This is a genomic window from Nostoc sp. LEGE 12447 (assembly GCF_015206985.1).
Taxonomy (GTDB): Bacteria; Cyanobacteriota; Cyanobacteriia; order Cyanobacteriales; family Nostocaceae; genus Nostoc.
Genome location: NZ_JADEXT010000002.1, coordinates 324,598 through 344,604, shown reverse-complemented (window position 1 = coordinate 344,604; position 20,007 = coordinate 324,598). Strand labels below are relative to the sequence as shown.

Annotated in this window: 14 protein-coding genes and 1 pseudogene; 8 read left to right on the top strand and 7 right to left on the bottom strand. The window is 40.5% G+C overall.

Annotation, left to right across the window (positions count from 1 at the left end):
* Positions 1-52: 52 nt before the first annotated feature.
* From IQ274_RS03915 to psb27, 5 genes are all read left to right on the top strand, one after another.
* Positions 53-1,222: a hypothetical protein gene (locus IQ274_RS03915; RefSeq protein WP_194141483.1), complete on the top strand. Its 1,170-nt coding sequence runs from the start codon at positions 53-55 to the stop codon at positions 1,220-1,222.
* A gap of 297 nt (positions 1,223-1,519) precedes the next feature.
* A complete protein-coding gene (locus IQ274_RS03910) occupies positions 1,520-3,121 on the top strand; it encodes a glycosyltransferase family 39 protein (RefSeq protein WP_194141482.1) in 1,602 nt (533 codons plus the stop codon).
* Positions 3,122-3,224: 103 nt separating this feature from the next.
* Positions 3,225-4,367, top strand: a complete 1,143-nt coding sequence (gene cofH, locus IQ274_RS03905; RefSeq protein WP_194141481.1) for a 7,8-didemethyl-8-hydroxy-5-deazariboflavin synthase subunit CofH — start codon at positions 3,225-3,227, stop codon at positions 4,365-4,367.
* A 147-nt stretch (positions 4,368-4,514) separates the two neighbouring features.
* On the top strand, positions 4,515-5,213 hold the full coding sequence (locus IQ274_RS03900; RefSeq protein WP_163927482.1) for a phosphatase PAP2 family protein: 699 nt from the start codon (positions 4,515-4,517) through the stop codon (positions 5,211-5,213).
* A gap of 812 nt (positions 5,214-6,025) precedes the next feature.
* Positions 6,026-6,430, top strand: coding sequence for a photosystem II protein Psb27 (psb27, locus tag IQ274_RS03895; protein WP_175586534.1), 405 nt, complete (start codon positions 6,026-6,028; stop codon positions 6,428-6,430).
* Positions 6,431-6,648: 218 nt separating this feature from the next.
* Here psb27 and polA read toward each other — a convergent pair whose 3' ends face one another.
* Positions 6,649-9,585 carry a DNA polymerase I gene (gene polA, locus IQ274_RS03890; RefSeq protein ID WP_194141480.1) on the bottom strand — a complete coding sequence of 979 codons (2,937 nt, stop codon included), beginning with the start codon at positions 9,583-9,585 and terminating at the stop codon, positions 6,649-6,651.
* Between the two features lie 553 nt (positions 9,586-10,138).
* Here polA and IQ274_RS03885 point away from each other — a divergent pair.
* Both IQ274_RS03885 and IQ274_RS03880 read left to right on the top strand, forming a co-directional pair.
* Positions 10,139-10,837 (top strand): choice-of-anchor E domain-containing protein, encoded by a 699-nt coding sequence (locus IQ274_RS03885; protein ID WP_163927480.1) that lies wholly within the window; start codon positions 10,139-10,141, stop codon positions 10,835-10,837.
* A 284-nt stretch (positions 10,838-11,121) separates the two neighbouring features.
* A complete protein-coding gene (locus tag IQ274_RS03880; RefSeq protein WP_194141479.1) occupies positions 11,122-11,991 on the top strand; it encodes a Cof-type HAD-IIB family hydrolase in 870 nt (289 codons plus the stop codon).
* A 180-nt stretch (positions 11,992-12,171) separates the two neighbouring features.
* Here IQ274_RS03880 and IQ274_RS03875 read toward each other — a convergent pair whose 3' ends face one another.
* Positions 12,172-13,071, bottom strand: coding sequence for a DALR anticodon-binding domain-containing protein (locus IQ274_RS03875; protein ID WP_194141478.1), 900 nt, complete (start codon positions 13,069-13,071; stop codon positions 12,172-12,174).
* Between the two features lie 311 nt (positions 13,072-13,382).
* Between IQ274_RS03875 and IQ274_RS03870 the strand changes: the two genes are divergently transcribed.
* Complete coding sequence (locus tag IQ274_RS03870) at positions 13,383-14,102, top strand: Crp/Fnr family transcriptional regulator (RefSeq protein WP_012412419.1); 720 nt, start codon at positions 13,383-13,385, stop codon at positions 14,100-14,102.
* Positions 14,103-14,156: 54 nt separating this feature from the next.
* Here IQ274_RS03870 and IQ274_RS03865 read toward each other — a convergent pair whose 3' ends face one another.
* The 5 genes and pseudogenes from IQ274_RS03865 to IQ274_RS03845 form a co-directional block, all read right to left on the bottom strand.
* The gene (locus IQ274_RS03865) at positions 14,157-15,203 is read right to left on the bottom strand and encodes a PstS family phosphate ABC transporter substrate-binding protein (RefSeq protein WP_194141477.1); all 1,047 of its coding nucleotides are present in this window, start codon (positions 15,201-15,203) and stop codon (positions 14,157-14,159) included.
* A gap of 288 nt (positions 15,204-15,491) precedes the next feature.
* Complete coding sequence (locus tag IQ274_RS03860) at positions 15,492-16,892, bottom strand: ABC transporter substrate-binding protein (RefSeq protein WP_194141476.1); 1,401 nt, start codon at positions 16,890-16,892, stop codon at positions 15,492-15,494.
* A gap of 57 nt (positions 16,893-16,949) precedes the next feature.
* Positions 16,950-17,273: pseudogene (locus IQ274_RS03855) on the bottom strand (phosphate ABC transporter substrate-binding protein); the annotation flags it as partial.
* Positions 17,274-17,324: 51 nt separating this feature from the next.
* On the bottom strand, positions 17,325-18,722 hold the full coding sequence (locus IQ274_RS03850; protein WP_163927475.1) for a serine/threonine-protein kinase: 1,398 nt from the start codon (positions 18,720-18,722) through the stop codon (positions 17,325-17,327).
* Positions 18,723-18,975: 253 nt separating this feature from the next.
* Positions 18,976-19,989 (bottom strand): LysR family transcriptional regulator, encoded by a 1,014-nt coding sequence (locus IQ274_RS03845; RefSeq protein ID WP_114084359.1) that lies wholly within the window; start codon positions 19,987-19,989, stop codon positions 18,976-18,978.
* Between the last annotated feature and the right edge of the window lie 18 nt (positions 19,990-20,007).

Below are 20,007 nucleotides of genomic sequence, written 5' to 3'. Positions count from 1 at the left end.
TGAGCTTTAAGTTGTAAAAAGTACAAAAGTTTCACATTTACCGTCAGTTTTTATGAAAAAATATCGACTTTTTGGGGTTATCAGTGCTGTTTGCATTACCTTGTCAATTCTTTATTCCTTTGTAGGGAATTCCCAAACTCCTACATCCAGAGTGCTACTCTCTACCAACCCACCTTTAGAACGTATTCTTCCCTTTGAAGCAGAGGCAGAAAAACCACAATCTCCTCTTACCCTGACTTTACAAGCTGTTGATGCTGCGGGTAAACATTTAGAAAATACCAAAATTAGCTTACAAATTCTAACACCACCGCGTAATCCTTGGCTAACAACAGATTTCCCTATTGTTGAGGGAACAAAATTGCTGCAAATGAATGCTACTGCACCTGATGGTAAGCTAGAAATTCAGCAGATGTTACCTATTCGTGGTAACTACCAACTAATGGTAAATGTGTCACCTTTAGTAGCAAATGCTTTTGCTCCATATCAACAAACTTTAAATCTGAATGTCCATGAAAATCCAACCAAATATAAATATTTTGTGGTTATCGCAGCTATTTTACTATCACTTGGATTGTTAGGTGGCTGGGTTATTGGCGGACAAGGAGAACTACAACAAGGAGAAATTGCACCACAGTCAGTACGCCTTTTATTAAGTGCATTGACAGTAGTGGCTATAGTAACCCTATTAGTTATCAATATTAGTGCAGAAGTTGCAGAAGCTCATGGCAGCGAACACCACCAAAGTAGTACCGAAGTAATTGCACCATCATCTCAGAAATCTCAGGGATTGGAAATTAGCCTTGACGGAGATAAAAACGCAACTGTCGGAAAACTTGCGAATTTAGCACTACAACTGAAAGATACAGCAACCGGACAACCGATCACAGATGTAGCGTTGCAAGTAAAAGCGATCGCCACAGAACATAATTTAACAGTCTTTGACTACAAAGGTATTCCCGACGAGCAAGGTAAGTTAACATGGCTTGAACAGTTTTTTGATGGTTCACCCCACAAAATCGAGGTGGAAGCAACTCCTCTACCAGGATCTAACCGTCAATTTGCACCAGTGAAAGTAGCGCAAGAAGTGGAAGTTAAAGCGATCGCACCACCAATTTATATCCGATTGATTGGTTTATTCTACTTTACAGCCTTTGTCGGCATTGGTATGGCGATCGGGTTACTAATACAGCATCGGCGAACACCACAAGCAAGGGAAAATTAGTAAAATCCAATGTTTTAGTGAGAATTCCAGCTAATCAATATAACAATGGGGATTAAGTAAGTCAACTAAATTACGCAATTTCAAATTAATTAAATTTGCTTATAGTAAGCGGCTCCTGCCCTTACTATAAATTCTCTTAATTGCCTATTTTATTGTTAATTAATTACAAAGCTCGTCTACGATCTATATGATTACAATGGCTTTTAAATTATTAATTATTAACATCTAAAAGAGTGCTTTAAAAACTACGAATACTGGACTTTATGAACTTTTAATCTACGCTATAGTCCGATATTTATGATAAACAGACAATCAATAATTGCAAAATATTCTCCTCCGATTTGGCTACGATTTTTAATTATTATTTTGTTAATATTAGGGATATTTTTTCGCTTTGCCTATCTAGATCGAAAAGTCTACTGGCATGATGAAGCTTATACCTCATTAAGAATTTCTGGTTATACTAAGACAGAATTTGTTCAAAAAGTGTTTAATGGGCGTGTGTTTGCTGTTGGAGATATACAAAAATATCAACAGCCTAATTCTGAAAAAGGTTTAATAAATACAATCAACTCTTTGGCGGTGGAGGATGCCCAGCATCCTCCACTCTATTACGTGATGCTTAGATTATGGATGCAGTTTTTTGGTAATTCAGTAGCGATTACGAGAAGCTTGTCAGCCATAATTAGCTTAATAGCTTTTCCTTGTATTTATTGGTTGTGCTTAGAATTATTTCAGTCACCTATAACAGCATGGATCAGCGTAGCCCTTCTAACAGTCTCGCCCTTCCATGTACTGTACGCCCAAGAGGCAAGGGAGTTCGGTTTGTGGATGGTGACTACTTTGCTAGAGAGTGCTGTACTGCTGCGAGCAATAAGACTAGGTAGTAAGAAGCTTTGGGGGATTTATGCAGTAACAGTGGCACTAGGACTGTACACCTTTTTGTTTTCTGGGTTGCTAGCGATTGCCTACGGTATTTATGTATTTGCCATCGAGCGCTTTCGATTCACCAAAACCGTTAAAGCTTATCTAATAGCAACTAGTGTCGGGTTTTTAGCTTTCGTTCCTTGGATTTTAACTATTATTAACAGCTTATCTGAAATTCAACGCACAACAACCAGCACTCAAACAAGGCAATCTGTGTCAGTTTTGATTTCTGGTTGGATTAGCAATATTAGCTATTTATTTGCTGATTTCTGGCGCTACGAACCATTTTTTAGAGATTTGAATTTGCCAGTTTTGCGCTGGGGTCGATTTTTAATTCCCTTGCTACTAATCTTGGTAATATATTCATTCTTATTTCTTTATAATCACGCAGGAAAACGAGTTTGGTTATTTGTTTTTATCTTAAGTGGAGTACCTGCTTTAGCTTTCATATTGCCTGATTTGATTATTGGAGGTAAGGTCAGTCTGCGAGCTAGATATGTCATCCCGTGCTATGTAGGCATTCAGCTAGCTGTTCCTTACTTGCTAGCATCCCAAATTATTACTTCTAAGTTAATAGCCCGCAAATTTTGGCAATTAGTAATGGTAGTAGTAATTTCTAGTGGAGTTCTATCTTGTGCCGTCAGTTCTCAAGCTGAGACGTGGTGGAATAAAAGCAGCCATGCCAATCCTCAAATAGCTCGCATCATCAATAAAGCTAATAACCCACTATTAATTAGTAGTAATTATTCTCTAAATATTGGCGATTTAATGTCTCTCGTTCATCTGCTAGATCAGAGAGTGCAGATGCAATTGGTAATTGAACCAAGTCTGCCAAATATCCCTAATAGTTTCAGTGAGGTATTTCTGTATAATCCTTCTAAGGAATTTAGATATCAACTCGAGAGAAAATACAAACTAGTCGATGTTTTCCAGTATAGTAGGCTGTGGCGGCTAGAACAGAAAGGTACTTAAATTTTATCTAGCTGGGATTTTCCAGAGCTTGGCGTATTTATTAAGTAAAATTTTATTATTTACCAGATCATAAAATTAAAATTTACTGAGAAATTAAGAAATAATGCTGACAAAAATTGCTGTTGAAAAAATTCTTGAGCGTGCCTTGATGGGGTATGACTTATCTCCTCAAGAGGGAGTGGTATTGCTACAACAAACTGAGCCAGAGGCGATCGCAGCAATTCGTGCTACATCAGACACACTCCGCCATACCCAAGCAGGCGATACGGTTACATACATAATTAACCGTAATATCAACTTCACTAATATTTGTGAGCAGCACTGTAGTTTTTGTGCATTCCGTCGAGATGATGGTGATGTCGGTGCATACTGGTTAGATTCGGCGCAAATTTTGGAAAAGGCAACAGATGCAGTGCGACGGGGTGCTACAGAAATCTGTATGCAGGGTGGGTTAAATCCACAAGCGCAGATAAATGGTAAATCTTTGCCCTACTATCTCAAGGTAGTGGAAACCATCAAACAGGAATTTCCGCAGATTCATCTCCATGCTTTTTCTCCCCAGGAAGTGGAATTTATCGCCAGACTTGATGGACTTGAATATGCCGATGTAATTATTGCTTTGCGTGATGCTGGCGTTGGCTCAATGCCAGGAACAGCAGCAGAAGTATTAGACGATGAAGTAAGGCGGATATTGTGTCCAGAGAAGATTAATACAGCAACTTGGCTAGAAATTGTCAGCACCGCTCATAAATTAGGCTTACATACCACTAGCACCATGTTATCTGGGCATATTGAAACCCACGAGCAGCAAATTGGGCATTTAGAAAAATTGCGATCGCTCCAACAAACCGCCATTAATCAGGGATATCCGGCAAAGATCACAGAGTTTATTTTATTACCCTTTGTTGGTCAAGAAGCGCCCAAACCCTTACGTCGCCGTGTTGGACGCGATCAACCAGTTTTAAGCGATGCGCTGCTGCTAGGCGCTGTGGCGCGGATTTACTTGGGTAATTGGATTCCCAACCATCAGCAGAGTTGGGTAAAACTGGGGCTTGCAGGTGCAACCGAAGCCCTAATTTGGGGTTGCAACGATATCGGTGGCACCTTGATGGAGGAGCATATCACCACAATGGCGGGTGCTTTGGGCGGTACATGTATGGAAGTGGAAACTTTAGAAACTGCGATCGCTTCTTTAGGACGACCTTATCAACAACGTGAGACTCTTTATCAAAAAGTTAGGATTTAAGAGTTAGGAGTAGCCTTTTCAAGGTGGATAAAAATTTTAGTTAAAAAATTCCTTTCCAATCTCTTTACTCTGTTTTCTCTGCACCTCTGGGGTTAAATAAATTACTTTTTAACCCCAGAGGTGCAGCGAAAAAAATGATATTAAAGTATGATTCGAAAAATTTCTAACTTCTGGTTACGTCATATACACCCTCGTTTGGCTCCCTTAATTGCGACAATTGGTATTGTTGGACTTACTAGTTGTCTTCTCATCCTTTTTGTTTTAGCACAACTGGCTGAAGAGGTTTTAGAGCGAGATGCTTTTAGATTTGATACTACTTTTCTGTTATGGCTACATCAGTTTGCCAATCCAAATTTAGATAATTTAATGCTGTTTATTACAAATCTTGGTAATCCTACAACAGTAGTCATCGTTGTCGGCGTTAATCTATTATTACTTTGGTGGCGACGTTATCGAGAAGAAGCAAGATTTTTTCTACTTGCTTGCCTGGGAGCATTCATTTTAAATACAGGGCTAAAGTTATTTTTTTCTAAACCTCGCCCGGAACTCTGGCATCAATTAATTTCTGAAAAATCTTTTAGTTTTCCTAGCGGTCATGCACTTGGCTCTATGGTGCTTTATGGTTTTATTGCTCACGAATTGGCAACTCATTATCCTCGTTTTGCCAAGTTAATTTACAGTTTGACAGTTATTTTAATTGCTGCTATTGGTATTAGCCGTTTATATTTAGGAGTCCATTGGCCCACAGACATAATTGCAGGTTATGGAGTTGGCTTTTTGTGGTTAATGATATGTATTACGATGCTGAAATTGCAGAGATTGAGGCAAGGGAAGTCAGTTGATTAAATAGTTTTAATACCAATTCTCTATGAAGATGCACATAACAAGACCCCCCTGTAGTCCCCCCTTGGCAAGCTACTGTGTATACACAAGTCCTAAAATCCTTGCCTGGTAGGATACAAGCCTTAGTAGGCAAGGTTTTGAACCGAGCAAGCTAATTATCAATAGTGTCAGCTTATTGATAGAGATTTAACGGATAATCTTGGATTTTAAAAAAATTTTCCGTTCTTTTGTATCTATGTGATTCCCAACTCAACTTGTGTATACACGGTAGCCTTGGCAAGGGGGGACGGCGACAGCCGGGGGGTAAATATATGCAGCTTCACAAAGAAACGGTATAACCTCTCATTTTATAAATCTAACTCGCAAGCTACTATTTTCCATAGACTGAAAACTGTTGCTCTCACTCTAGGTAGTAAGTCCAGAACGAAAGCATTATCTCTTGTGAAGATTTCGTCGAATTGGCGATTGAAATCCCTACTCACCAACTGTCACAGGAATATTGTCAAGAGTCTAAGCGAGAAATCTGCACCCAGTTGGTAATCGAAAAGCTACCACCTCAACAAGTAAATTTAAGTGTGTTGCTGTACTTATACGGCGAAGCAAACTATGCGCGTAGCATCTGGCAGAGAAACCATGACTATGATAATTATCCAATCAGATTTTTTAATCACCTAATTTTTTGCCCAAGATGCTTGTAAATGAAAGCCTTTTAGGGAATGAAATAGCCCTTACCAACTTCCTAGTCACCATTCAATTGATCCCCAAGTTACCAATCCAAGATAGGATGGACGTTGATTTACGTATTCTTTTAATTAATGCATATGAAGCGCTATTGGTCGCGTTTGCTTGCGCTGGTTTTGGTTGTGTCTATCGGCTTAATGGGCTGTTCTGGCAGTCCAGATAGTTTGACTGGGGATTATCGCCAAGATACCTTAGCTGTAGTCAATGTGATGAGACAGGCTCTGAATCTATCACAAGATTCATCAGACAAAACAGCAGTTCAAGCAGAAGCGCGTCAGAAAATTAATGACTTTTCGGCTCGCTATCAGCGAGTTAACTCTGTTTCTGGTCTTGGTTCCTTTACAACCATGCGGACAGCCCTTAATTCCCTGGCTGGACACTACAGTTCTTACCCAAATCGTCCCGTACCCGAAAAACTCAAAAATCGTTTAGAGAAGGAATTACAGCAGGTTGAGGCCGCACTAAAACGTGGCGGTTAACTTTTAGACTAAGCCAAAAAACATCTAATTTGCATAACTAAATTAAATATAACTCTTGTGCGGTAGGCCGAAAAGCCCGCCCAGTTTATGCAATTTAAATGTGAAACAGCTTATTATCTATTCAATGATCTAAGAATCAAGAGTCAAAAATTTTGACTCTTGATTACCTTTGAAATTTTTCACTAAAAATTGTCTAAATCCGCAGTCCCAAATTCAACTTACTTTGTATCCATCCAATTTTCACCTACACGCGCCTCTACCAGCAACGGCACGCTCAACTGAACTGCGTTTTCCATCACCGACTTAATTTGCGGTTGTAATTCTTCCCACTCATCAGGGGGAATTTCAAACACTAATTCATCGTGTACTTGCAATAATAAACGCGCCTGATAGTTTTTCAAAACTTCATGCAGTCTTACCATCGCAATTTTGATAATATCAGCGTTAGAACCTTGAATTGGTGCATTAGCCGCCGAGCGTAATAAACCCGCATCATAAGGGCCCAAATTCTTCAATTTACTCAGATCAATATCTTCTGGGTTGCTGCCTTTTAATTTGCGTAAACTGTTATTAGTAAAATCAAAGTAACGACGACGACCGAAAATAGTTTCTACATAACCAAGAGCGATCGCTTCTTTTTTTACTTGCTCCAAATATGCAAAAACTTTAGGATATCGTTCATTAAACCGCTTAATGAACTCGTTGGCAATGTTCTTATCTATCCCAGTTGAGCGCGAAAATCTTAAAGAACCCATTCCATAAATCACGCCAAAATTGATAGTTTTTGCTATCCCTCGTTCTTCTGAGGTTATATTTTCTTTTTCAAAAACTAACCGTGCGGTAACAGTGTGAACATCTTCATTTTGCTGATATGCTTGCACTAATATTGGCTCTTGACTCAAATGAGCCAAAATCCGCAATTCAATTTGTGAGTAATCAGCAGCCACCATTAACCAACCAGCTTCAGGCAAAAACGCCTTCCGAATTTGGCGACTAAAAGCTGTACGAATGGGGATATTTTGCAAATTCGGATTAGAAGAAGATAACCTACCAGTTGATGTTGCTGCTTGATTAAAATCAGTATGCACCCTCTGCGTATCTGGACGCACCAATGCAGGTAGGGCATCAACATAAGTAGACTTTAATTTAGATAGAGTGCGATACTCAATGATCGCCTCAACAAAACCACTTTTATCATCTTCTTGGAGTTTTTCTAGTGTGGCTGCATCTGTAGAGAAACCCGTTTGGATTTTACGAGAATGTTTGGTACTTAACCCCAATTTTTCAAACAATATTTGGCTTAATTGCTTAGGGGAACCTAAGTTAAAATTTTCTCCAGCTATTTCAGTTGCTTCTTCTTTTAACCTGGCTAACTCCGTTTCTAAATGCTGCGAAAGTTGTTGTAAATAAGCTGAATTAATGCGGACACCCGTGTATTCCATTTGGGCTAAAACCGCTTCTAGTGGCTGTTCCACTTCCACTAACAGCTTAGACAAAGTTGGAAGTTTATCCAGTTCTTCACGCAATTTCGGCACTAAGCCAAAAGTAGAATAGGCATCCATACCGCAGTAATCTGCAACGGAGGGAATATCTATATCAGCGATGGTTTTGCCTTTAGGAACTAAATCTAAGTAACTTTTTGCTATCAATCCCAAATATCGCTGCCCTAAATCCATCAAATTATGACTTGAATCTGGATTTAGAATGTAACTTGCCAGCATGGGATCAAACACTACTCCTGCCAAATTAATCCCTTGACACTTTAAAACTAGGCGATCAAATTTAGCATTCTGTAAAGCTTTAGGGTAATCAGCGCTTTCAAGAATTGGGCGTAATGCTTCTAGTACTAAATCTTTATGCAAATTTTCTCCAGTTTTATGCCCCAGAGGAATATACGCTACCTCATCTGGTTGCATTCCCCAACAGCAACCAATTCCTACTAACTCAGCATCTCTTGGTTCTAAAGCGGTAGTTTCAGTATCCCAACCAACGGGAATATTGGGGTTAGTGAATGTTTGCAAAAGTTTCACTAACTCAGTTAGTTTGGCTTCGGTGTTGATGATGCGTGGTGTAATAGGAGAAGTAGATTGTTGTGGAACTGCTGCTGTATCGCTAGCGCTGAAAAACCACAAATCATTATCTTCATCATCTCTCAATTCTGATTTAGGATTAACTACATCTGTTTTGGCTTCTTGCTTTTCTTCAACTTTGCCACCAAAACGTTGTTGAAGGTCGTTAATTTTCCCTAAAAAAGACTTGAATTCTAACTTTTCTAAAATGGGGGATAAAACGCTTGTATCAAATCCTCTTAATTTGCAATCTTCTAAATTAATTTCTATAGGAACATCTAAAACTATGGTTGCCAAATAACGAGACTTATCGGCATCTTCTTTACCACTTGCCAGTTTTTTCTGAGTTGCGCCTTTAATTTCATCTAATGCAGCATAAATATTGTCAAGGGAACCATAGGTATTTAGCAGCTGTACTGCTGTCTTTTCTCCAATTCCTTTAACTCCAGGAATATTATCTGATTTATCTCCACAAAGAGCTTTGAAATCGATAATTTGTGAAGGTAAAACACCCATCTTCTCTTTGACTTGTTCTGCTTCAAATTCCGTAATGCTATTTGTAGAGCGTTTTATGGCATCTGGACTAAAATTCAGAACAGTGATTTCTTTGTCAGAGTCGATCAATTGAAATAAATCGCGATCGCCAGTTAGAATCTTTACCCTATACCCAGCCGCAGTTACTCGCTGTGCTAAGGTTCCCAAAACATCATCCGCCTCGTAACCAGGGGCAGTGAAAATTGGTAGATTGAAGCCATTTAGCAACTCATGCAGGTTTGCTAAGTCGGGAATGAAGTCTTCTGGCGTTTCTTTGCGATCGGCTTTATAAGTCTCGTCAGCTTCGTGGCGAAAAGTGGCCTCACCCAAATCAAAAGCGATCGCCATTGCTTGAGGCTGTTGTGTTGCCATTACCTCCAGCAGGCACTTCACAAAACCAAAACATATACTCGTAGGAATGCCTGCTTTAGTACGCAGTCCTCCATCTCGCCCTTTGGCGAAAGCAAAGTATGAACGATAAGCCAGCGAGTGTCCATCTACAAGGATGAACGTGGGGCGTGTTGCAGTTACAGAAGTGAAAGTTTCAGACATAGCCCTATTTTAGCCAGAAGCTTTGTCACATAGTTAGCAATTTACGATGCTTGTTCAGCTTGGCTTTGGCGACAATAGCGCACTTTTTGCGTATCAATTGCTCCTGACATATAATTTTAGACAAAGTTATGTCTACGCATTTACAGCTTTAGTACGGAAGCCCAGTAAAACAAACTTTTGGCAGGGATACCACCCTAATTAAGTACGTGAGTATCAATATAATAACCAGATAGTAACTAGATTCCCAATTTCTCACCAGAAGTCGGGGATCTATATCCTGAGCGTTTTATGTTTAATAAGGTTGACCTAGCTTACTTCTCAGAAACCAACAAAAACTAGCTTAATATTTCGACATAAAATTACCGCTATAAAAGCCTCTTTAACTTAACAAAACTTTATATATACAAATCAAAAAGTAGATTTTCCGAAGGCACTTGGACATAAAAACTTTACATAAATTTACGTGAATTTATCAATACTACAAGCAAAGTTTCAGAGTTAGAAATAACTTAGTAATCCTGTAATGATTCGTTTTAGAAAAGCATCTTCCATCATGACAACAAAACTATTGAACACTCTAGCTGTTGCTACAACTCTGGTAGGAATTGTTGCGACATCTGGAGCAGCTAATGCAGCTTCTCTCTCTTACACTAGTTCTAGTAATTACGAATTCACAGATATTATTGATACACCTCTAAGCGTCCAACAATTTAACTCATCTCTAGGCACACTCCAAGGTGTAACAATAGAATTTACTGGAGATATACTCGGAAATGCAGGTTTTGAAAATAGAAGTCCAACCCCAAGTCAAACCACAGTAAAACTTGACAGTCAATTTAGCTTACAACTAAATAATCAGTCTTTGTTGGCACTGAATCCACAATATACTTCCAGTTACCAAGTTGCCAAATACGATAACATCACTGATTATAGTGGCACATCTGGAAAGACTCTTTCTAACTTAACTGCCACACAATCTGGTATCCAGACTTTTACTGATACGCAATTCTTGCAGTCTTTCATTGGTAATGGCAACATAGACTTTTTGTTCTCAGCCATAGCCAACTCATTAGTTACAGGATCGGGCAACATAAGATCCTATATTGATACTTATGCCAAAGCAGGTATCAAAGTAACCTATAACTACGATGATGTAAAATCAGTACCTGAACCCTCTGCCACACTTGGAGTTGCTTTAATTGCTGGGCTTTGTCTGTTGTCACAAAGCAAAAAAAGCTGGAACAAAGGGTAAAATTTATAGGCTTTATTGAATAGGTGGTTTTTCTCATATTATCTATCCATCAGGCTTTCTAATTTAAATGAAAAACCCCGATTCTCGAAAAAATCGGGGTTTTTTGTTGTGATTATTATCCAGAATTTTGAATATAAAAAAAACTATAGCAATCTAAAATCATGTGATTCAGCATCCTCATGTTAGAAAAGTTAGGTTGACTAAAGAACCCAATTTTTGCTATTACTGCCCACTGGTCGCTAGAGCCTGTTAACCTCTTACTGGAACTTAAAATCTAGGAAATTATGCAGAAAGCATCTGCCACCCATTTGGCATCCACCGATTATCAGGCTGCTGCAAAAGACATTAAACTACTAGTTTTGGATATAGACGGCACGATCGCAGGACACTCTAACACCATCAGCGCAGGTGTAAAGCAAGCTATTGTTGCAGCGCAAGCACGAGGAATTCCAGTGGCGATCGCTACAGGTAGGATGTACCGTTCAGCCTTGCGTTTTCACCAAGAAATCGGCTCTACATTACCATTAATGGCCTATCAAGGAGCCTGGATTCAAGATCCAATTACTCAAAAAATTCATCGCCATTGGCCTGTTTCCAGGGAAATGGCTCATCAACTACTCGACTATTTTGAACAGCCTGAGTTGCGATCGCTCCTATCTGTCCACTTTTACATCAACGATCAGCTATACGTCCGTGAAATAACCAGAGAAACCCAAATTTATGCAGAACGTTCTGGTATTACTCCGATTCCCGTTGGTGATTTGCGCCAAACTTTAACAAATGAACCGACAAAAATTCTCGCTTTGTCTGATGACATAGATTTAATTGATCAGTTATTGGGGAATTTGCGCCGCCAATATACACCTGCTGAACTTTATCTCACAACATCTGTTGCTACCTTTTTTGAAGCAACTAACGCCTCTGTGAATAAGGGAACTGCTGTGCGTTACCTAGCTGAAGAATTACTGGGATTAAAGATAGCCAACGTTATGGCGATTGGTGATAACTTCAATGATGTAGAAATGCTAGAGTCTGTTGGACTTGGTGTAGCTATGGGCAACGCACCCGAAGGAGTCCAAGCGATCGCGCAGTGGGTAGCTCCTAGTGTAGAGGAAGACGGAGCAGCAGTAGCAATTGAAAAGTTCTTGCTGTAATGAGGACACTTTTTCAAGCCTAAACCCTATAAATCAGAAAGGACACCGACGACTGGCCGTGTTTCGTCTCGGTGCCCTAGCTGGTTCGCTCCTCACACACCTGCTAATGTAGCCGAGGTGATGCATTGAGTCAATAGCTATTATAAAAGTTTTTATTTGTGCCTAAGCGACATTACCGATTTATAACTCCAAGGGCGCAAAAACACCCAAGTTTTCCTCTAGTACGTATCTTAATACTGACTGAGTAGCCATAAGTAATCCAAGTCTGGCTTGTGCTAACTCTGGTAATGTAACTTTCACCTCACCCCAAATCCGGCAATTAGACCAGAAGTGTTCAAAAGCTTGACTCAAATTCAGCGCTAATTTTTCCCATTTCACAGAACCGTTAATATCAGGGGACTCTATGTTGTCTACTACTTGTATTAACTCGGCAATTAAACGACGCTCAGCTGGATGATTTAGTCGTAATGTTTCATTACAGTTGAGCCAAGGTAGAGGGTTAGGAGAAATAACATCCCAAAAACCTTGACTAGTATTTGTAACAGGTTGTTTAAGTTTAATCAATCCCTCTCGGTGAGCCAGAAATACCAGCGAACAGCAACGTGCATGGGCGTGCTGAATAGCAAATAGTGAATTGGGGATTGGGGATTGGGGATTGGGGATTGGGCATTGGTTATTCACCTTGCCTCCCCCTGCTCCCTGCTCCCCCTCTTCCCCCAAACTCCCAACTACGAGACTTTGTAACCAAGTCGCTAAGGTCGAGTGAGTCAATTCAAAATGTATCCAGCCAGGAGGAACAATTTGGATGCGAAAAACGTCACCACAAGTCCTTGATAAATCAGATGCGATCGCACTAGCAAGCTCCATAGCTTTTCGATTCTGAGATTTTGACAGTTGCAGAGACACATTTGAGGTATATAAAACTCTATTTTCATCTCTATCTTTATGTAGAGGAATTTTTTTATCTTTTATGCATCCATTCTCTGGGTTATAAGTATCAATGCTTAGTGATTTTATTAAATAACTGTACAATAACTGCTTGATTGACTTATATTTGCTAACTGGTAATTTATAATGCACGTAATATTATTTAAACAACCATGTAAGATATATTTGTTACTTTTCTGTCATCTATCTTGCGGTATAAATTGAATTTAGATGAAGAAAAATGAGAAGAGGATAAAATTTGATGAATAATCGATGAATAGTAAGTAAACTTTACTACCATCATTGTACAGTAGGAAGTATAACAAAAGAGTAGAGAGTAATTTTCTTTCTATTCTTTGGATTGGCTGACGCTGTTAGGCGTTAAGCCTGCCTCGTCAACACAAAGACACTCCTTGCACCTTTTGATCACGTCTTTGTCTTCAGCCGAACGCTCTTTGTTACCTATGCAATCTCCATCCTCCTTTTCTGAGGCATCACGGCCTTTTTTAACTTGGCAACGAATTCTTGACTGGGCTCAAGAACACTATCGATGCCGTACCTTTAGCAAAGATGAGCGCATTCCAGCCCGGCCTGGATTGCTATATTTGGTGCAAAGGGGTGCGATCCGCATGGTAGGAACTGCCCAAGTTAGTGCAACAGCTAGTCAGCTAACGTCTCGACGAATCAACAGAACCCCAGAAGAAGCGTTCTTGGGTTTTGTGGGAGCGGGACAGCCATTTGAAATTGTTGCTCAGTCGCCATTTACACTCCAGGCTTACGCCCATGTTGACCAAACTGCGGTGCTGTGGATGTACTGGCATGACCTAGACAACTGGCCTCACTTCCGTCGTGAAGTTATGGATGCCTTTAGGTATCAGCACCAGCGTAAGCTGCTGTGGCTGAGTGCCTTGGGACAACGCCGTACAATTGATCGACTCTTAGGATTTCTCACATTGTTAATTGAGGAATATGGAGAGCCAGCAATGAGCGACACCGATCCTGATGTGATTCGCGGCTATTGTCTGCCTTTTCCCCTCACCCATGCCCAAATTGGTAGCGCGATTGGTTCGACCCGTGTCACCGTCACCCGCTTGATGGGTAAGCTGCGTCAACGCGGCTTAATCCTCACCCAAGGGGATAATTTAATTTGTTTGCCAGCAGAATCGATTAATAGAGCTGGTTAAAGCAGAGTTCAGAGCGGCGATTTCCGCCACTCTGCCTGAGTGTAATCCTAGGTGTCAGCGAATTTTGACAAATCCAGCTTGGGTAATCAATTCCTGTCCCTGCTCAGTCAGCAGTAAGTTGGCGTAAGCGACACCTGCTTGCTGCTCAGTCTGACCATTCTGTTTGACCACCACAAACAGATTGCGGGTAATCGGGTATTTTCCTGATTGGAAAGCCTCAATATTCAATTTGTTCCGTTTACCAGGACATTCAGACGGGAGGACAAATGTTTCTTGGTAAGGAGCAATATATTGCCCTTGTGTTCGCCCCAACGGTAAGGGTTTGATTGAACATTGAGGAATCACCTCTGGGGCAGAAGCGTAGTAGATACCACCAGAACTACCAGCCAATTTTTGCAAGGCTTGGGTGGTTGTGGAGATAAATTCCACATTGGGGCTAAAAGCTTGACCACCCAAGATGTCTTGGACAAAAAGTTCTACAGTACCGCCATCAGCAATGCGGCGAGAATACAGCTTAATCGGGATATTGGGGCCACCCACCTGGCTCCAATTATTGATTTTGCCTGTGTAAATTGACTTTAATTGGTCTACAGTCAGTCCTGAGATTTTGAGGTTGGGGTTAACTGCGACTGCTAAACCATCAATAGCTACAGGAATTTGTTTCAAACTGAATCCACGCTGCTGGGCGCGGCTTAATTCCTGATCGAGAACTGGTCGGGAAGACTGGGCAAAGGCTAGTTGACCGTCTATCAGTGACTGGATGCCAGTACCAGAACCAGGAGATGCATTACTGGGTTCTACATAACGCAGCCGAAACTCTGGTCGCGCCGCTTGAATTGGTGAATCAACTACCAAGCGAATCGGTGCCCAAGATGTACTGCCTCCATAATTGAATAATCCTGTAGGAACATCTTGGATTGAGGCAAAAGTCTTGCCACTAGGTTGTTCTGATACAGCTTGTGGTGTTTTGGTGCTACCAGAATTAATTGCATTTAGGTCAACACCAGACTTTCTACTAAACCACCAAAAACCGCCAGCTATTAACCCGGCTGTGATTAGGATGGATAAAACAAGAATAGTTGTTTCATTTTTTTGAGACATAGTAAATTACCCGCACGTCCATTCAATATAAGTGCTTAACTTAATAGGTGCTTGCTACTTGAGATTGTATTTGGAGGACGGGTATTTTGTTAGTGAATTATGACAAATCCTAACTTCTGAATTACTTACGGTTTTAGATATAGTAAATTTCCTTTGAATTATTTGTTACTTTTCTATAAGGCATAAATTGTTAGTTGGCGTTAATATTTTTCCCTATAAAGCTCAATTTCTCATCTTGAGAGCTTTTTTAGGTTAACTATTGGTTAATTTTTAATTTTTTATTGCTGATTAACGCACTGGTTCAAAGTCATAACCAGTGCGAGAGCGAGAACCAGGAACGATTTTTACAAGTTGGACTGGCGCATTGCGATCGCCTGATGCTAAAAACCGAATTGTACCAGAAGCGCCGGTGACAGAGAAGTCAGAGGAAAAGAGTGCTTGTTGGACTCCAGAACGTGTGGGATTGCGTTTTAATGCCGTAATCAAAGCCACTGTAGCATCATAGCTGAGAGCGCTTCGCCAACTCACATCACCACCCCATAGCTGCCGAGATTTCTGGGGGAAATCTGATTTAGGATCGCCGTCAATATGCCAGGGAACCGCCACTACCATCCCCACAGCTTGTTCTCTACCAATCTCTAAAGTTTTGGCGGTATAAACATCATCTCCTGCCAGCAGAGTTAACCGTTTCTGATTAATATGAATTACTTGCAGCGCTTTATCGAGAGTTGCTGTATTAGCAGCTAACATCAACACTTCTGCACCTTGTTTAGTTGCTTCTTCTATACTTTTAGCTGCACTAAAATCTGCCTTGGATAAGTCAAATTCGCTGGATATCTGTCCACCTTCTAAAGAAACAGATGAAACAAATTCAGACTTTAAGGACTGGCTATAGTTGCTTTGTGAATTAAAGAAAACCACTGCATTTTTTTTCTGCAAAGTTCTCACCATATAGTTGGCTAAACTTCTCGCAGCCATAAAATCACTGGGAACCGTGCGAAAAACGTAGCGGCTAAAGTTAGAAATTTTGACAGATGTACTGGTAGGGGAAATAGCTACAAGTTGTCCAGAAGTATAAATAGTACCTGCGGCTAAAGTAGAATCGCTAGTGATGGGCCCAACTACACCTAATACTTCTGAATTGCTGACTAGGCTAGAAGCGATTTGCTTTGCTATTTCTGGATTGTCGTCGTCGTTAGCTATACCTACCCTCAACAGTACTCCTTTAGCTCCCCCAGAGGTATTAATTTCATTTTGGGCTTGAGCGATGCCACGTAAAATTTCTAAAGACGCATTGGGGTCAGTGCCTATTGCTACGGAAGCCACAATGGTGTAACTCTTGGAAGAGCCAATGCGGGCGTTATTAAGAAAGATCAGTGCTTCTGGATCGTTACGGTTGAGTTTTAGGGAATCTGTGAAATTAGCGATCGCTTTATCATAACTTTTAGCAGCGATCGCCTGGACTCCTTCTTTTTTTGCAGCAGAAACCGCACCTGGAGTCAAAGTTTTGTCCCCAAAACTAATCCGATCTTTTAGGGATGGATTTTTGCCTGCTTCTGAACCTGGAATGATGGTATTACTTATTTTGACTCCAGAGCCATTAGTAAACCACCACACACCTCCGCCAACTATTCCAACTGTCAGCAACAGAGCCAAGGCTAAAACTGCGGTTTCATTCTTTTGTGACATGAACAAATTTTAATAAAATAAAAATGTTTATTATTTGGCTAAATCTAACTCATTTGATCATTTAATTCTGACAAATCCAGCCTTTTCGATCAGGCCTTGACTCTGAGGTGTCAGCAGCCAATTTGCATAAGCTTCGCCAGCTTGCTGATCTGCTTGACCATTCTGTTTAATAATTACAAATAAATTGCGGGTAATTGCATAATCTCCACTACGAAATGCCTGACTATTCAATTGATTACGTTTACTGGGACATTGAGATGGAGGTACAAACGGTTGTTGGTAAGGAGGCACTAATTGACTGCTTGTGCGTCCCAGTGGTATGGATTTAATAATACACTGAGGTACAACCTCTGGGGCAGAAGCATAGTAAATTCCCCCAGGAAGTGTTTCGTTTTTCTGAGACATTATGTGACTATTAGCACCAAAAGCTTTTTAAAGGATGAGAGATAATAATTTATAAATAAGCCGAAATATGGCTGTAAGTGAAATGGCTACCAATGCTGCTGCAACTGATAAAATGACCACTGCCTGAATGCCAAGACCCCCTTGTAAAAAGGGAATAAAAAAAATAATCGCAAAAGTAATTGTCGGAATAATTAATAAATCGAACTTTTCAATCCAGCGTCTGGTTTGGGCAAATACCAGTATTCCCAAAATTACACATACAACGCTTAAAGTAACTATTGGTGATTGTACTAGACTGAAGAGGGCGATCGCTATCAATGCCCCCTCAAATCCACTAAATGCCGCTCCACCCAACAATTCCACTGTAGAAAACGCTGGTTGAGTTGGTGAAGGCTGGGAGACGACGGGATTAAAACTTTTAGGTGATTGTGGTGGAAGTGTTACAGAAGGCGAATTAAGCTGTGTAGCGGCTAGAGGCTGTGAGTAAAGTGTATTTAGAACTTCCTGCGCCGATTGAAAGCGCTGATTAGCAGCAGGTAACAGCATCTTATCTAAAATGTCAGCAAGGCGAGGATTGACATTTACTTGCTCCCGCCATTTCCACTGGTTGCTATAGGCATCAAATAGTTGAATTGCTTCTTGATTTGTTAATAAGGTAATAATAGTTACAGCTAAAGCGTATAAGTCTGTACATGGGAATACTTGCCCCCCAGCCATCTGTTCAGGTGGTGCAAATCCCATAGAATAAATTCCTGTGGAAGAAGCAGCTCCTAGTGCAACATTTGTTACTTGCTTAACTGCGCCAAAATCTAAGAGGAAAAGTTTCCCATCACGACGGCGCATGATGTTAGAAGGTTTAATATCTCTGTGGATAATGCCTCGATCATGGACAAACTTTAGCACCTTCAGGATTTCTTGCAGCACCTCTAAGACTTGGTGTTCAGAAAATTTACCCTGTTGAACTAATTCTTCTTCTAAATTTTGCCCATCAATATATTCTTGTGCTAAGTAAAAAAATTGGTCTTCCTGTCCTGATTGCGAACTATTAACTATCACTGGGAAGAAGGCAAACAGGTCAGGAATTTGTTCGTGATCGTTACCAAGTTGTGCTAGAACGTCTGCCTCTCTCTCAAACATTATCTGTGCTTGTTGCAGTTGAGTTGAGGTTAAATTACCCACTGGTTGAAACTGCTTAACCACGCATTGACGCATTCCTGGGATGCGGCGATCGCGTGCCAAAAATGCTGCTCCAAATCCACCCCTTCCCAGCAACTTCGTGGGTACATATCGACCATCTAACAGCAGTGGCATACCACACGTAGTACAGTATTTTTGCTGCGTTGTTTTCAGGGTTGTAATATCATCTAAATCAGCAAAATAGTTTTGTGGGCGTGGACAACGTGGACGAGTACAGTAAACTTCCATTTTCGTGATTAGTCATTAGTCATTGGTCATTTACAAAAAACAAAGGACTAATAACCTTAACTAATTTTAGATTTTAGATTTTAGATTTTGGAGTTAAGGAAAAATTTCCCATCCAAAATCTAAAATGTTGGCTTTATACCCTTGAATTAATTCGTGGAGATGAATCAAATAATTTCATGATCTCAAGCTCCACTTTTCCTATGGGGTCAATCCAAAATCTTAAATTTAAAATCCAAAATTGTGTTACCAGATTTTAGTCTTCGCCAGAGGAGGCGGGTATTGCTATATCCAATGTAGTTACCACGATGTTTTTTTGTGTAAATTTTAACACATCTTGACTCCATCCAGGGTTAGCAAACTGGGGCAAAATTTCTTGACTAAAGGCTTCTGCGGCCTTGGATCTATAGCGATTGGGATTAAAAATCAACCATAGCGTCCGTTTGACGACTACCCCTTCAATAGGGGTACGGTGCAGAACACCCATTTGTAACTCTTTAGCGATCGCACTTGTTGAAACAAAAGCAGCCCCTAAACCAGATTGCACAGCATTCTTAATTGCTTCAATGGAATTTAGTTCCATTTCAACCTTAAAACGTCTGGTATCAATTTCACAGCGTCCTAGCACTTGGTCAATCACTTTGCGGATGGTCGATTGGGAATCTAGGGCAATGAATTGTAATTTATATAGGTCTTCTTTTTGGATTGTTTCAAGTTTGGCAAAGGGGTGAAAGACAGGTAAAATCAACGCTAGTTCATCTTCTGCGTAAGAAAGAACTTCCAAAGATTCTGACAGTTCACCAGGAATTTCACCGCCGATTATTGCCAGATCAACTTGTCCGTTAGCGACACTCCAAGCAGTCCGCCGGGTAGAGTGGACGTGTAATTGCACTGCCACATCTGGATATTTTTGTCGGAACATTCCGATCATTCTAGGCAAAAGATAAGTGCCGGTGGTTTGAGAAGCACCGACAATTAACGTACCGCCTTGGAGATTTTGTAAATCCTCAATGGCGCGGCAGGTTTCTTGACACAGACTGAGGATTTTTTCACCGTAATTTAGGAGTAGATGTCCTGCTTCAGTTAATTGGGCACGTCGTCCTCCACGGTCGAATAAAGGGACATCTAGCTGCCGTTCAAGATTTTGGACTTGTAAGCTGACGGCAGGCTGGGAGACATAAAGACTATCGGCGGCACGCTTGAAGCTTCCTTCTTGTGCGATCGCTTTTAAAATCCGTAACTGATCTAAAGTGAAAGGAAGGTCAGACATAAGGCTCAACCCACAAAC